Raw genomic sequence first — 14,478 nt, 5'->3', positions numbered from 1 at the left:
GCACATCTCCTTAAATTAATTATCTGAAAAATAAATTTACTACAACTAACGATAAGGCTGGAACAAAGGCAACCAGGAAGGCTGTAAGGACTAGCGGGACGTACATCGGAAGCATCTCTTTGACGAGCGTCGTATATTTCAGTTTAGCAATATCTGCCACGATGTAGAGTAAAATACCAACGGGAGGAGACGCGCCCCCAATTGTTAGTGTCAGGACCATTAAGACGCCGAAGTGAATCGGATCTACCCCAACTTGCATGACGATGGGAGTAAGAATAGGTGCAAAAACAATAATTCCTTCAGAAGGAAGCATGAAAAGGCCAATTATGAGTAAAAACACAACTGATAAACCTAAAATGAAGAAGGGATTCGTTGAAACTCCAAGTATAAAGTCCCCTATCGTTGCTGAAATTCTTGACCGTGTGACTACCCAGGCAAATACAGTTGCTGCAGCCAGAGTGAACAAAATATTGGCGGAGTCAAAGCTTGTTTTTCTTAAAATGCCGATAAATGATTTTAAGTTTACATTTTTATAATAGAAAAATGTAATGATAATAGCGTACAACACGGCTATTGCGGCAGACTCGGTAGGTGTAAATACGCCACTGACAATACCGGCCACAATAATAATCGGCAGAAGAAGGGCCAGAAATCCTGAAGAAAATGCGCTTCTTGCTTCCTTAAAAGTCGCCCGTTCATATTTAGGATAATTTCTTTTGGTGGCTACAAAGTAGGTATAAACCATCAGTGAGACACCAAGTAACATTCCCGGGATAATCCCTGCTATTAACAAAGGACCAATCGGCTGCTGCGTAACAATCCCGAAAATTATCAAGGTGATACTCGGAGGAACAATCGGTCCTACGATGGAAGACGCAGCTGTAATTGCTGCCGCAAACCTTTTGTCGTAACCTTCCCGTTCCATTGAAGGGATCAAGACTGAACCGAGAGCGACAGTGTCTGCGGTAGCTGAACCAGAAATACCGGAAAATAATATACTTGCAAAAATATTTACTTGGGCAAGCCCGCCCTTTAAATGCCCGACTACAACTCTGGCAATATTAATTATTTTATGAGTTATCCCTCCCGAGTTCATAAGCTCACCCAGTAAGAGAAAGAAAGGAACGGCGAGTAAAGTGAACGAGTCCACCCCCCGGACCATACTTTGCGCCACCATTGAAAGGTCTACACCGGCGAGCAGGAGGTAAACGACTGAAGCGATGCCTAAAGCAAAAGCTACAGGAAGACCTGAAATAATCAGGACGATCATGATTAATACACCTATAAATATCAAAACAATTCACCTCCTTTTAAGAGTGCTCAGTTTCAGCAGTTCTGTAATCTTTAATATCATTAATTGTACGGATGATGGTGAAAACGATCATCAGCACAGCTCCTACTGGTGCAGCAACTCTCCAAAAAGAGAAGGGGATACTCAAAGCTCCAGTTGATGAGTTGTGAGCTGCTACCACAATATCGATGGACGTATAGGCAACCACGATGAGAAAAATAATAATGATTCCCCTCATAATAATGTCAGAGATTAACTTTACTTTCGGAGACATCATTTCCTGAAACAGATTGACAGCCAAGTGTCGATCATCAAAAGACACGGCTCCTACACCTATAAATACCATCCAGACGAGTAAAAATCTCGAAAGCTCATCTGCCCAAATGAACGGGCTGTTTAAAACAAATCTGGAAAATACCTGGGCTAATGTAATAAGAACAATAGCGAGAAGAAAAAAACTGCATAAATAGCGTAAGAAAAAAGCTGCATCCCGGTGTTTCTTCAATTTTATCCCTCCTCTCAAGGCATGTTATTAAGATTATTTTTATTAAAGGTAATCTTGTATGGCCAATTTTCCGTTTTCACATAATACTCTACAAATTCTACAGGCTTATAATCAGCATCAAAGGAGGTCCGCTGGACTTGCAGTAAAGGGTATCCTTCATCAACATCTAAAAGATAACTCACTTCACTGTTTGCCTGTACGGCTTTAATTTCTTCGCTGACATACTCAAAATTAATACCTAAGATCTCTGAGGCAAATTGCCTCATATAAAAGATGTCGCCTGCTTCTTTAATCTGTTTCATATCTGCCTCAAGATAATAGTGAAAAAGTAAAAAAATTGGTATCTTGTTTTCCCGCCTGACACGAGTCACGTTTACTAGGGGGGTGGAGCTTTCTGCGTTAAATTTCTTGGTAATATAGTCTTCAGCCAAAACTTTCGAAACAGTCACTGTTTTACAATCGACGTCTGCTGTTTTTTCATTAAAATTAGCGCTGAAGCCGCCCATAGGCGTCCAGGGAGCAGAGACGGACGTATCAGCTACAATACTTCCAATGCCGGGTTTTCTTACAATAAATCCTTCAGTTTTAAGTTTCCCTAATGCCTCTCTCACTGGAGATCGGCTCACCCCGTAAATCTCTTGTAATTCAGATTCAGTCGGGAGAAGGCTCCCTTTGCGGTAGTAATTGGACTTTATTTTTGTATAAATATCTTCAAATATAGTCATGTGAAGCGGCTTGTTCATAATCATCATCCTAACTAATATAATTACTAACTTTTACTTTGTCATTACAAAGTGGTGATAAGGTGTATAATACGGCTCTATTCGACATAAGTCAATATATTCTGACAATTTTTAAAACTTAGTTTTTTGGCTTATTTTTGTAGAATTATTTTTAAAGTAAGTTGAGTTTACAAGGAGGAAATTGGGATGACCCTTTAAGGAGAAGCTATTAGAGACAATCGGGTGATTGAAGGTAGGAGAGGGACAGATGAAGAGTAATTATATGGCTGGATAATAAATTTAAGAAAACTGGAACTAATTTACTTGATGCAGTTTTTCTATATTTTAGTATTTTATAACAAAAAATAACTTTGTCATTACAAAAGAAATGATGTCAATTAAATTAACTGAAACAGTTTTTAATCAAGGAGGCTGCAATTGGTGTGCAAATTGTGTCGCTTTTATGAAATCGGCATGCGGAATGGTCGGACAGCCTATTTTTCATGATATGATTAATGTAACTTAATAAATTAATGCAGAGATTAGGAGAATCGCATGAACGCGTCTAAGAACCCCTTAGGCTTGTTTCGTGCGATTTTTTTGTATCTCTTAAAAAGGAGGGTCACACGCTGACTAACTGTCAGGCGACCTTATTAAAGTTTTTGCTGCCAGCGTTAAATGATTGTCATTACCAGTGTCTATTCAGGAAATGGAGAGGAGAATGGATTTATGTATGATGTAACCATTATCGGAGCCGGAATTGTTGGAACATCAATTGCCCGGGAGTTTGCAAAGTATGAATTAAAGACAGTTTTGGTGGATAAGGAAAATGATGTGTCAAATGGAACAACGAAAGCAAACAGTGCAATCGTTCATGCCGGGTTTGACTGCAAACCCGGGACACTCAAGGCGGAAACGAATGTGAGGGGGAATGCCCTGTACGAACAGCTTTGTAAAGAGCTGGATGTGCCTTTTAAGAAAATCGGCTCTTTCGTTACTGCCTTTAACGAACAGGACCTTGCCCATCTTAAATTTTTAAAAAGGCAGGGAGAAGCAAATGGTGTTCAAGGCTTGGAGATCCTTTCGCGCGAAGAAGTCCTTAATCGGGAGCCCAACCTTTCACAGGAGGCCATCGCGGCCCTTTATGCCCCTACGGCAGGCATCGTCGGCTCTTTCGAATTAGCGATTGCCTTAGCCGAGAACGCGGCAGATAACGGTGTCGAAATTCTTCTTAACAGCCCAGTGACAGCCATAGAAAAAACACCACACGGATACAGGCTGACCGCCGGCGAAAACGTGATTGAAAGCCGCTACGTAATTAATTGCGCCGGGTTGTATGCTGACAAAATAAACAATCTCGTCAACGAGCCGTATTTTGAAATTCTCCCGTTTGCTGGAGAATACAATTTATTTGACCGATCTACAGGCGACTATTTAAACACGATTGTTTTCCAGCCGCCTTCAGATAAAGGAAAAGGAGTTGTCGCCCTGCCGACAGTGGAAGGAAACTTCCTGATCGGGCCGACATCTGATGGGCCGAAAGAACGGAATAATGTGAAAACGACGAGGAAAGGCATGCAGGAGTTAAGAGAAAAAGGAATGAAGGTGCTACCGGATTTCCCTTTCCATAAAGTGATTACTTCCTTTACAGGGTTAAGAGCAAAAACTCCTGATAATGATTTCATTATAGATGAGCCCGCAGGTAGTCCTCGATTTATTAATGTAGCGGCTATTGATTCACCAGGTTTAACGGCAGCCCCCGCCATTGCGGAAAAAGTCGTTCAAATGGTTAAAGAGAATCACGGGCTTTTGGTTGAAGACATGGATTTTATACCGAGCCGGAGACCTGTTAACCGTTTTATTGAAGCGCCGGCGGAAGAGAAAGCCAGGCTTATTAATTACGATCCGCGCTACGGACGGATTATTTGCAGGTGTGAAAATATCACAGAGGGAGATATTGTCGATATGATTCACCGTAACGCAGGGGCGGAAACAATAGACGGAGTGAAACGGAGAGTGAGAGCGGGTGCCGGGAGATGCCAGGGAGGATTTTGCGCTCCCCGTGTGATGGAGATTCTGGCCAGGGAAATGAACGTGGATATTACTTCTATTGTAAAAGACAAAAAAGAATCTTATCTGTTAACAGGGGAAACGAAAGCACCAGCTAAAGAATTTGTATAATACATTTCAGGAGGGGAAGTCGAATGAATTACGATCTTGTTGTGATCGGTGGAGGACCGGCCGGTTTAGCTGCAGCTATTGAAGCAAGGGAAAACGGAGTAGAGTCTATTTTGGTTCTGGAAAGAGACAGAGAACTGGGCGGTATTCTTCAGCAATGCATACACAACGGCTTCGGGCTTCACACGTTTAAAGAGGAGTTGACAGGGCCGGAGTATGCCGAGCGGTTTATCAGAAAATTAAAGAATCTCTCAATTGAATATAAACTGGACACGATGGTGCTCGACGTGACAGAAGATAAATTAATCAGTGCGGTAAATACACTGGACGGTTTTTTTCAGATCAAAGCTAAAGCCGTAGTCCTGGCCATGGGCTGCCTGGAGAGAACGAGAGGCGCCATAAATATTCCGGGTACCCGGGCTTCAGGTGTGTATACTGCGGGGACGGCGCAGCGGTTTGTCAATATGGAAGGGTATATGGTGGGAAAAGATGTGGTGATCGTGGGATCCGGTGATATCGGGTTAGTGATGGCCAGAAGGATGACTCTTGAAGGAGCAAATGTTCATGCTGTGGTTGAGCTTATGCCTTACTCAGGAGGACTTGCAAGGAATATTGTCCAGTGCCTGAACGATTATGATATCCCGCTGCGGTTAAGTCATACAGTCACAGAAGTAAGAGGCGAGGACCGGGTCGAAGAAGTGGTCATTGCAAAGGTAGATGAAGATAAGCGGCCGATTCCAGGAACAGAACAGGTAATCGCGTGTGACACACTCCTTCTTTCAGTCGGCCTGATCCCTGAAAACGAGCTTTCCAAAAAAGCAAGTGTCGAGATTAATCCGCTGACAGGAGGACCTGTTGTTAACGAATCAATGGAAACATCGGTCCCCGGGATATTCGCTTGTGGTAATGTAGTCCATGTTCACGATCTGGTAGACTGGGTCACTGAAGAAAGCTGCCGGGCAGGAAAGCATGCTGCCAAGTATGTAAAAGGAGAGTTGTCAGCAAGTGACGAGCCGATCCGGACGGAAGCGGAAGACGGGGTCCGTTATATCGTTCCGCATCATATACAGAAGGATAATATAGACGGTAAGCTGACGCTTATGTTCCGTGTCGATAACGTGTATGAGAATGCGCGTATTGTGATTAAAAATAACGGAGAGACAATTAAATCTGTTAAAAAAAGGCACCTTGCGCCTGCGGAGATGGAATCGGTCAAGTTAAAAGCGAAAGACCTTGAAAAAATTCAGGACGGCACACTGACGGTAAATGTGACAGTAGAGGAGGTAGTTGCCCAATGAATATGACAGAATTGACCTGTATCACATGTCCAATCGGCTGCCATTTAGAAGTAATAGAGGTTTCGGAGGATGGCGCTGTGTCTTTTATCGTCCGCGGAAATACATGTAAGCGGGGCGAAAAATACGGGATTGAAGAAATGACAAACCCGACAAGGATGGTCACCACAACGGTAAAGGTCGAAGGGGCTCATCTGCCGAGGGTGCCTGTAAAAACGTCCGAACCTGTTCCGAAAGACAGTATCTTTGAGTGCATGAAAGTACTGAATACTGTGCAACTCCAAGCTCCCGTCCTTTGCGGCGAAAAAGTCGTGGAAGATTTCCAGGGACTCGGCATAGATATTATTGCCACAAGAAGCCTTGATAAAGTGTAAAAACCTGGGGGGGGTCAACCTGGGGGGTCTGTCCCCCCAGGTTTTGTCAGTTGCTTAAACCTGTATTTGGAGCCTGCACTTGCTGGGCGGGACAGGCTAGCATCCATAAGTGAAAACTGTTTTGCCTGGTGAACCAAAACCTTTAAATGTGATTATTTAACCACCTTTTTTTAAAAAGACATAAAATAACAGGAAATAAATGTATGGTAATATGAAGGAAGGATTATTAAAGATTTATTCGAAGGGAGAAAAGGTTATGATCACAGGATTACATCACGCTCAAATCACGCTGCCAAAGGGGAGCGAAGAGGAAGGCAGACGTTTTTACTGCAAGGTTTTAGGACTCCCTGAATTAGAGAAACCTGAAATTCTTAAAGGCCGCGGAGGGTTTTGGCTACGAGTTGGCAATCAGGAAGTGCATGTAGGAACTGAAGACGGTTTTGACAGATTATCCACTAAAGCACATCTGGCTTATCAGGTTGAGAACATTACCTACTGGAAAAAAGTATTAGAAAAGCAAAACATTAAAATTATTGAATCCGTCCCTATCCCAGGCTATGAACGTTTTGAATTCAGAGATCCATTTGGAAACAGGGTAGAAATGATAAAAGAACTTCTCAGCTGAGCATGTGTTAGAGGCACGTTCACCCGAGTAAACTGATCCTGCATGTGGAACCATTCTCTATAATAGATAATTAATTAGCGAGTGCCTTTAAATTTAAGGCGCTCGCTTTTTTCCAGTAACTGGGGGGTCTGACCCCCAGTTTATTCCGTATGCCCTTGAAAACTTCGGTTTGCGAAATATATAATGGGGGTAACGAGAAGGACGTGAATTGAAGTGGATCAAACAAACTGGAAACGAAATTTGTATATTCTAATGGTATGTCAGTTCTTTGTGATGGCAGCGATGACGATGATTATTCCGTTTTTGCCTCTCTATCTGCAGGAGCTGGGAGTGACGGATTCGCAAGCCGTCAGCCGCTGGTCAGGACTGATATTTGGCGCGAATTTCTTAACCGCGTTTTTATTTGCCCCTTTATGGGGTAAGCTCGCTGATAAGTACGGACGTAAATCGATGCTCCTGAGATCCGGCTTCGGCATGGCAGTCGTTTTGACGCTTACAGGCTTCGCTACAGGCCCCTGGTCATTATTACTTCTAAGACTTCTAAACGGGATGATCTCTGGATTTATTCCCGCCGCCATTGCGTTAATATCGATGAGTACACCGAAAAAACAAATGGGCTACTCGCTCGGAATGCTTCAGGCCGGCGCAGTAGCAGGAGGAATATGCGGACCGCTATTTGGAGGAGTAATGGCCGATTTAATGGGATTCCGCATGATTTTTTACGTAACAGGAGTGACCATACTTATTGCTGCTTTAGGTGTCTTGTTTTTAGTTAAAGAAAAATTTGAAAGAAAAACTGAAACAGTAAAAACAAATACACTGCAGGATTTCAAAAAAATCGCTTCTACTTCGCCGATTTTATCTTTGTATATTGTCTTTTTTATTGTCCAATGTGCACTAATTGGGATTAACCCTCTATTATCATTATTCGTACAGGAGCTGACAACTTCTCAAAACCTGGCCTTTTACGCAGGGCTGGCTATGTCAGTTATGGGGTTTGCGAATATGTCGGCAAGCCCGCTGTTAGGGCGGCTCAGTGACCGGAAAGGCCATCAGTACGTATTGGTCTTTGCCCTTCTGGGGGCTGCGCTTATCAGTTTTCCCCAGGCATTTGTCCAAAGTTACTGGACACTTCTGATATTCCGCTTTTTGCTCGGACTGTGTTTAGGCGGATTGTTGCCTTCAATCAACTCACTTCTCCGTCATTTAGCTCCAAAAGGGATGGAAAGCAGAACGTACGGTTTTTCGAACAGTTTTATGTATCTCGGTACAATGATCGGACCTATAGGAGGAGGTTGGCTTGCTTCCATTGCAGGCATTCGGAGCTTATTCATCGCTTCGGCCATCCTTTTAATGATTAACGTCATGATTGTTAATTTTAAAGTCATCCCATTTATTAATAAAAAGAACCGTGAAAACTTAAACGAAGATAAGAAAAAAGCCGCAGGGGAAAGTATCTAACCTCCCAAAATTGTTGCACACGGCCAAATTGGGGTCAGACCCTATTTTGGCCGTGTGCAACTTTTTCATAAGCAGAAAACGTTGCCCTATACAGCTCAACCTTGTTACAGTGACAACGGAAGTCATAAAAATATATAACCGTACGAATAAACAGAAGGGCACTTTCATGGTAGAATAGAAAGGGTGGGCTGATTTCGTATTTAATAAACTCAGCAAATTACATAGTAAAGGGTGCGGACGAATTAAAGAGACAAATGATTTGCAAAGCTTAAAAAACCTCATTTGGTTAGAGCCAGTCATACCGCACTGCCTGAAGCAGTAACGGTATGGCACCGTAAATAACTGATCTGGATTTCTTGTGAAATCGATCACTTTTTCATTAAATAAACCTATCAGTTATATACAGGAAGAGTGGAAATAGCATTTTCAGCCGCTGTTCTATCAGCACACCTATTTTTCCAAAGATAGATATTTTAAATAACGGCTCAATTGGAAGAAAATATTAAGTTAACAGAGGTAATTATATGTCAGAACAAAACATTACAAGATTGAATATTAACAGCAAAGAACTAATTCTTATTGGGACGGCTCATGTTTCCAGACACAGCGCGGAGCAGGTTAAAGAAGTTATTGCAGCCGAAAAGCCAGACTCAGTCTGTGTGGAACTGGACGAGCAAAGATATAAGGCCATTATGGATGACAACCAATGGAAGAACATGGATATATTTAAAGTCATTAAAGATAAGAAAGCGACAGCTCTTTTAATGAACCTGCTTATATCCTCCTTTCAAAAAAGGGCGGCCAAACAGCTCGGCATTAAGCCTGGCCAGGAAATGATTCAGGGGATTGAATCGGCCAATGAACACGGAGCTGAAATCGTTCTTGCTGACCGGAATATTCAGATCACCTTTGCGCGCATCTGGCAGGGAATTGGTTTATGGGGAAAAATGAAGCTGATTACTGCTGTCATTGGAAGCATTATTAACAACGAGGAAATCAGTGAAGAAGAACTCGAACAGATGAAAACCGAGGATATGCTGAACTCAGCGCTTAAAGAGTTTACAAACACCTTTCCTAAGTTAAAGGTTCCTTTAATAGATGAACGGGATCAGTATCTCTCACAAAAAATTAAAAACGCGCCTGGCGACAAAGTGGTGGCTGTACTCGGGGCTGCCCACGTACCCGGCATAAAAAAAGAACTTAATAATGAGCATGATCTGGAAGCACTGTGCGAGAGGCCCCCTAAATCCAAAGTTCCTAAAATACTTGCCTGGGCGATTCCTGTTGTAATTATCAGCATCATTGCTTTTACATTGTATATGAACCCGGCAGCAGGCATGCAGCAAATTATCGCCTGGCTCCTTTGGAACGGCTCGTTTGCAGCACTCGGCGCCCTGCTTGCTTTTGGGCATCCCGCTGCAATTGCTACCGCTTTTGTTGTTTCTCCTTTAAGTTCGCTCAGCCCCGTTCTCGCTGCTGGCTGGTTCGCAGGTATCGCCCAGGCGTATTACCGGCGTCCGAGTGTTGGAGATTTCGAAAGTCTGTCAGAAGATGTTTATACCTTGAAAGGTTTTAAAGATAATAAAGTGACTCGTATTTTACTCGTTGTTATGTTGAGTAATATTGGAAGCACGATAGGATCAATGATCGGAGGAGCAGACGTCATCCGCCTGTTCATACAAAATTTAACTTAAATCTTAACATTATTTGTTAAAAAGAGCAGCCAATTTATTTGGCTGCTCTTTTTATAGGGCACTGACTATTAGCTGAACTGGATGATCATCTCAAAATGAAAGTTTTAGCCTGCGGGGTATCTATTCCTTATTAATCATACTCAAGTTTTCTTTTTAGACGTTCATACTCCTCTTCAGATATTTCTCCTTTAGCAAGTCTTTTTTTTAATATTTCTAATGAATTCTCACCCGAATTGTTAAATGTTCCCGTAGACTTTTTAGGAATGACCATCCATATGATAAGAGCTATGACAGCTATTATTAAAAGAAGAGTAAAGAAGCCAAACCCGAAAAATCCTCCACCTGGTTCACCGTTCATCATATCTATTTCCTCCTCACCGCAGGGTGTATCTGTTTAAACATAACCTTGTGGAGGACTTACATGATTGCTTCTAACTCAATTTTATAATTTCTGCCCTTAATTTCCTGACTGCCTCCAAGTCCCTAGTTGACAATATACCCTATTGGGTATATAATTATAATACCCAATAGGGTATTATAAAATACTGGGAGGTTACATTTATGAGTAAACTTTTAATAGGAGTTATCGGGGCCGTTGCCGGTTTATTAATAGCATTCATATTTATTTATCAAGCAGCCCCGGAACTTATGATGGTAGAAGATGAGAGTAAATACAGCTTTGATGAAACAGTGGAAGTGTTTGAAGAGGAAGTGAGAGAAGCGGGCTGGAGTATAGCTGGCAGCCATGACATGCAGGAGATTCTGGAAGGCCATGGGCATGACGTCATTTCAATTAAAATATTTGAACTTTGTTCTTCAAAATATTCTGCAGAAATTTTAAAGTTAGATGATGAACGTATTGTTTCACCGTTAATGCCTTGCCGTATTTCAATTTATGAAAAAAGCGATGGTAACACCTACGTTACACGAATGAATTCAACGTTAATGGCCCGTCCATTCGGAGGAGTCATTAATGAGGTCATGCAAAAAGCAGCAGAAGAAACAGAAGAAATTATTGAGAAAATTATAAAATAAACCTATAAAGGACTCTTGTAGGAAGGGATATAGTCGTAAGGAGAAAAAAGAGGGCGTGCCTGTAGTCCGGCAATGTGAAAAAGATGCATGAAGTGCTGAGGGAAGTGCTGGTAAACATTGGTCTGCCACAAAATCCAAAATCCCTAAATTTATTAAAAACTAATAAGACCTTGAAAGGTGATTGGTAAGCACCTCTCAAGGTCTTTTTTAGTGATTTCCGCCGCCTCTTTCTTCCTTGCAGCTTCATAATTTTATTTTCTGCTCAGTTACATTGTAAGGTATCACCGTGGGCAGAATAGAAGAAACAAATATTAACAGGAGGATTCCTATGTCTGATGATAAAAAATTTAAACGTGAAGACGCGCCGGCAATTAATGAAGATTTAAACCGAACAGATATGGCTGATATTAAAAAGGCACCTAAAAAGGACCACAAAGACCAAATAAATTCTGAAGAACTCAGATATGACCATGCTGACGATGTATATGAATAGAATTTAACTGCAATGGTTGTCTTGTTAATCTAATATACCTTTAAGACCCTCTTTTTGGAGCAAACGCCTGGTCACCAATATAACTCCTATTAAGGGAGATGACAGCTGTATTAAGACACTCCAAAGCGATATTAATTAACCGTGTGCCAAGAGTATATAGCTAAGTTAGAGCATATTTAACCAAAATAAAGTCCCCTGTATTTGCATTAATTTAATGAAGGCAAAGTCAGGGGACGTTTTTAATTTATTCATTTAGGAGTTATAAGAGAAGGTTTAAGGAGCATCTATTATTACTGATAGTGTTGGAGCGCTCGATGAGAGTAATTTCGGAGTGGGAGAGGGCGTAATGATAAAGTTACAGACCGGGGCATAGTGAAGTTATTTTTTGCCTGTTTTAACGATTCATACATAGCTTTTCCGCCTGTAGCATTAGCAGAATGGATTGTAATTCTGTCAGCGTAAAGATTTTCTTTCACCATCATCTGCACTAGCACAAGGCCGTTCCTCGTTTTGCTTACTAAATCATGGTCTAAAGAGAGATGATTGATATCATAATTCAGAAGTAATTCCTTACATTGGTCGATTGTCTCGACAAGAATAAAACCTTCAGGAGCTTCACGGTAATCATCAAGAAAAACGCTTATTTTATCCATATTCAGTTCCTCCTTCCTTTGAGTCAAGAGGTGATTGCCACTTAATTCCCAGTGTAACATATAAATGGGTTTAAATGGTAGGGGGGAGAGCAAAATAATAGTTTCGTCAAAGATCATAGCCTTTATAGAAAATAAAACGAGCCTCCTCAGAAGGAAGTGTAAATGTTTATAAATTCGTCCACGGCAATAGTTTGAAGGTTAAATTTATTCTTTATCAACCGGGGAGTTTATTCTGTCTTTATAAAAATCGAAAAATAACTGCCCGTTTGTTCCCCTGATTGCATAAAAAACATCTTCCACAGTGCACTCGTGTTTATTTATTTCCTCAGTTAACCAGCTGTATGACAGATTATTTTCTTTAATATTTTTATGAATTATTTTTCCGTCCATAATTAATTCCACAGGGAAAAACTCTTTGCTATTGGCGGGAATATTTAAATCCTGTTTAGTGACAGGGCGGAAAGGTGGTTTTTTTAAAAGTGATAAGTGCCCGTCAGGCTCCAAAACCGCATACTCAACTTCATCTATATTGAACACATCTTTTTCTCTCATCGCCTGATTTAAAGAATCGAGCGTATATTTTGCTTTGTTCATATTATTATCCATTATAGTCCCATCCTGAATAAGTACTGTGGGATGGCCTGACAGCCAGTACCGCGCTTTCCTGCTTTTAAGAGAAGCCAAAGTAATTAATAAGGCAATTATCCCAAAAAGAACTAATGAAATGAGAATATTAATGGAACTGATTTTAGTATTAAATGCTAAATTTGCCGTAATTCCGCCCAGTGTCACAGCCGCAATAAAATCATGAAGCGTCATTTGCGATAACGTTTGTGTACCAAGGAACCGTGCCACTACTAAAAAGGCAGCATAAGCAAGCCCTGTCCGTAAAATAATCTCTTGCATCTCTGTCATGTATAGTCACCTGCTGAAATAGTTTAGATTGATTTAAATAGCGAAGACTATCCTATCTCCGGCATATCATCACTCTTTTTACAGTTAAAATGTAGGCTATGTATTTTCACTTATATTTATCCAGTAATTTCATTTATCAAAAAAATCAATAGTTTTTATTGAGTAACTTAACAAAATAATATAAAAAACCTGCTGTAATCGATGAAAAGACTGTGGAACTACTTAATATTGGGTATATTTTAATAAAAAGCAGAGCCCAATTAAATGGTCAAATAATTCTTTCCCTGAAAGAGGAATCATACGCGTAAAACCCTGCCTTAACGGGAAGAGAAAATGGACTCTATTCATTTTATACAGAAGAATCCAAACCACCACTTTCATAAGTTTGTGTAGTTGGATAAGTCATATCTTTGGTTCTGAGAATTGAATAAGGAGGGATTTTTTTGCTTTTTAGAGGAACAGAAGCGGGAAGACCATCTAAGGCCTCACTTATTCTTATTACTGCTGGCTTTTTCAGTACTGGTCTCGCTTTTTATGTCTTTCTTTCGTTGGCAGGAAAAATTTCAGCAGAAGAAAATATAGCTCTCGATTCAGCGTTCAGCAATATTATTGCGCCTTTTAGTTCACCAGAGTTACTACTAACGATGGGATATTTGACTGAAGCCGGTTCCATATGGTGGCTCGGCACAGCGTCAATTTTGGTCGTCATTTATATATTCTTTTTTTCAAAACTCAGCAGGTGGACAGTGTTTTATTTTATAATTGCTATGATAGGCGTCAGTGTGCTGACGACAGGGGCCAAATTATTCTTTGCAAGAGAGCGGCCCGAAGTAATAGCATCATTTGATGGTACAGGATACAGCTTTCCCAGCGGCCACGCATCCGGAGCTATTACTTTTTATGGCTTTCTAATTTATCTGGTGAGTGTCAGTGAAATTGACAGAAAAATGAAATGGTTCATCAACATTTTTCTTAGTCTTTTGATAAGCCTAATTGCTCTGAGCCGTTTGTTTGTAAACGTTCACTACTTTTCAGATATTTTAGCCGGGCTTGCGTTAGGGTTTGTCTGGTTAATGGTCTGTGTCACAGCACTCGAAATGACATTAAGGCAAAAAAGACGGAGACAATCTGCCTGTAAAAGTCTAAACTGTTAAACGGGTGTTCGAAACTGTAAGATAGAGGAAAGATACAGGTGATCAAAGACTGGAAGCTAGTAGGAGCATCATTTATGAGTAAA

The 14,478-nt window shown here is 41.0% G+C and carries 15 protein-coding genes; 9 read left to right on the top strand and 6 right to left on the bottom strand.

Annotated elements, in window-relative coordinates:
* Positions 1–19 precede the first annotated feature (19 nt).
* From BMW59_RS15015 to BMW59_RS15005, 3 genes are read right to left on the bottom strand one after another with little or no spacing between them, the layout of a single operon-like run.
* The gene (locus BMW59_RS15015; protein WP_245733137.1) at positions 20–1,294 is read right to left on the bottom strand and encodes a TRAP transporter large permease; all 1,275 of its coding nucleotides are present in this window, start codon (positions 1,292–1,294) and stop codon (positions 20–22) included.
* Between the two features lie 16 nt (positions 1,295–1,310).
* Positions 1,311–1,796, bottom strand: a complete 486-nt coding sequence (locus tag BMW59_RS15010) for a TRAP transporter small permease (RefSeq protein ID WP_177174366.1) — start codon at positions 1,794–1,796, stop codon at positions 1,311–1,313.
* 14 nt (positions 1,797–1,810) lie between these two features.
* Complete coding sequence (locus BMW59_RS15005) at positions 1,811–2,539, bottom strand: GntR family transcriptional regulator (RefSeq protein ID WP_177174365.1); 729 nt, start codon at positions 2,537–2,539, stop codon at positions 1,811–1,813.
* A gap of 657 nt (positions 2,540–3,196) precedes the next feature.
* On the opposite strand from BMW59_RS15005, the gene BMW59_RS15000 reads away from it, so the two are divergent.
* The 6 genes from BMW59_RS15000 to BMW59_RS14975 all read left to right on the top strand — a co-directional run bounded on the left by BMW59_RS15000 (position 3,197) and on the right by BMW59_RS14975 (position 10,145).
* Positions 3,197–4,699 carry an NAD(P)/FAD-dependent oxidoreductase gene (locus BMW59_RS15000; RefSeq protein WP_245733136.1) on the top strand — a complete coding sequence of 501 codons (1,503 nt, stop codon included), beginning with the start codon at positions 3,197–3,199 and terminating at the stop codon, positions 4,697–4,699.
* 23 nt (positions 4,700–4,722) lie between these two features.
* Positions 4,723–5,994, top strand: coding sequence for an NAD(P)/FAD-dependent oxidoreductase (locus BMW59_RS14995; protein ID WP_093053970.1), 1,272 nt, complete (start codon positions 4,723–4,725; stop codon positions 5,992–5,994).
* Positions 5,991–6,365 (top strand): DUF1667 domain-containing protein, encoded by a 375-nt coding sequence (locus BMW59_RS14990; RefSeq protein ID WP_093053968.1) that lies wholly within the window; start codon positions 5,991–5,993, stop codon positions 6,363–6,365. Before BMW59_RS14995 ends, BMW59_RS14990 begins: the two co-directional genes overlap by 4 nt.
* Before the next feature lie 256 nt (positions 6,366–6,621).
* Positions 6,622–6,990 (top strand): VOC family protein, encoded by a 369-nt coding sequence (locus tag BMW59_RS14985; RefSeq protein ID WP_093054081.1) that lies wholly within the window; start codon positions 6,622–6,624, stop codon positions 6,988–6,990.
* A 213-nt stretch (positions 6,991–7,203) separates the two neighbouring features.
* The gene (locus tag BMW59_RS14980; protein WP_245733134.1) at positions 7,204–8,451 is read left to right on the top strand and encodes an MFS transporter; all 1,248 of its coding nucleotides are present in this window, start codon (positions 7,204–7,206) and stop codon (positions 8,449–8,451) included.
* Between the two features lie 524 nt (positions 8,452–8,975).
* Positions 8,976–10,145: a TraB/GumN family protein gene (locus BMW59_RS14975; RefSeq protein WP_093053966.1), complete on the top strand. Its 1,170-nt coding sequence runs from the start codon at positions 8,976–8,978 to the stop codon at positions 10,143–10,145.
* 130 nt (positions 10,146–10,275) lie between these two features.
* Here BMW59_RS14975 and BMW59_RS14970 read toward each other — a convergent pair whose 3' ends face one another.
* Complete coding sequence (locus tag BMW59_RS14970) at positions 10,276–10,506, bottom strand: SHOCT domain-containing protein (protein ID WP_093053964.1); 231 nt, start codon at positions 10,504–10,506, stop codon at positions 10,276–10,278.
* Between the two features lie 200 nt (positions 10,507–10,706).
* Between BMW59_RS14970 and BMW59_RS14965 the strand changes: the two genes are divergently transcribed.
* Positions 10,707–11,180: a DUF302 domain-containing protein gene (locus tag BMW59_RS14965; RefSeq protein WP_093053962.1), complete on the top strand. Its 474-nt coding sequence runs from the start codon at positions 10,707–10,709 to the stop codon at positions 11,178–11,180.
* Between the two features lie 328 nt (positions 11,181–11,508).
* Positions 11,509–11,673, top strand: a complete 165-nt coding sequence (locus BMW59_RS21825; RefSeq protein WP_177174364.1) for a hypothetical protein — start codon at positions 11,509–11,511, stop codon at positions 11,671–11,673.
* Positions 11,674–11,963: 290 nt separating this feature from the next.
* On the opposite strand, the gene BMW59_RS14960 is transcribed toward BMW59_RS21825, so the two are convergent.
* Positions 11,964–12,326, bottom strand: a complete 363-nt coding sequence (locus tag BMW59_RS14960) for a cyclic-phosphate processing receiver domain-containing protein (RefSeq protein WP_093053960.1) — start codon at positions 12,324–12,326, stop codon at positions 11,964–11,966.
* A gap of 204 nt (positions 12,327–12,530) precedes the next feature.
* Positions 12,531–13,241 (bottom strand): DUF421 domain-containing protein, encoded by a 711-nt coding sequence (locus BMW59_RS14955; RefSeq protein ID WP_093053958.1) that lies wholly within the window; start codon positions 13,239–13,241, stop codon positions 12,531–12,533.
* Between the two features lie 443 nt (positions 13,242–13,684).
* On the opposite strand from BMW59_RS14955, the gene BMW59_RS14950 reads away from it, so the two are divergent.
* Positions 13,685–14,395 (top strand): phosphatase PAP2 family protein, encoded by a 711-nt coding sequence (locus tag BMW59_RS14950; protein ID WP_093053956.1) that lies wholly within the window; start codon positions 13,685–13,687, stop codon positions 14,393–14,395.
* Positions 14,396–14,478: the final 83 nt, after the last annotated feature.

It is taken from the genome of Salipaludibacillus aurantiacus, assembly GCF_900111295.1.
In the GTDB taxonomy this organism is placed as follows: Bacteria; Bacillota; Bacilli; order Bacillales; family Salisediminibacteriaceae; genus Salipaludibacillus; species Salipaludibacillus aurantiacus.
Note: the sequence above shows the minus strand (reverse complement) of the source record. Positions and strands in the feature narration are given on the sequence as shown.

Coding starts and splice junctions, on each gene's coding strand:
- BMW59_RS15005 (WP_177174365.1), bottom strand. CDS start 2,539: ATGAACAAGCCGCTTCACATGACTATATTTGAAGATATTTATACAAAA.
- BMW59_RS15000 (WP_245733136.1), top strand. CDS start 3,197: ATGATTGTCATTACCAGTGTCTATTCAGGAAATGGAGAGGAGAATGGA.
- BMW59_RS14995 (WP_093053970.1), top strand. CDS start 4,723: ATGAATTACGATCTTGTTGTGATCGGTGGAGGACCGGCCGGTTTAGCT.
- BMW59_RS14990 (WP_093053968.1), top strand. CDS start 5,991: ATGAATATGACAGAATTGACCTGTATCACATGTCCAATCGGCTGCCAT.
- BMW59_RS14985 (WP_093054081.1), top strand. CDS start 6,622: ATGATCACAGGATTACATCACGCTCAAATCACGCTGCCAAAGGGGAGC.
- BMW59_RS14975 (WP_093053966.1), top strand. CDS start 8,976: ATGTCAGAACAAAACATTACAAGATTGAATATTAACAGCAAAGAACTA.
- BMW59_RS14970 (WP_093053964.1), bottom strand. CDS start 10,506: ATGATGAACGGTGAACCAGGTGGAGGATTTTTCGGGTTTGGCTTCTTT.
- BMW59_RS14965 (WP_093053962.1), top strand. CDS start 10,707: ATGAGTAAACTTTTAATAGGAGTTATCGGGGCCGTTGCCGGTTTATTA.
- BMW59_RS21825 (WP_177174364.1), top strand. CDS start 11,509: ATGTCTGATGATAAAAAATTTAAACGTGAAGACGCGCCGGCAATTAAT.
- BMW59_RS14960 (WP_093053960.1), bottom strand. CDS start 12,326: ATGGATAAAATAAGCGTTTTTCTTGATGATTACCGTGAAGCTCCTGAA.
- BMW59_RS14955 (WP_093053958.1), bottom strand. CDS start 13,241: ATGACAGAGATGCAAGAGATTATTTTACGGACAGGGCTTGCTTATGCT.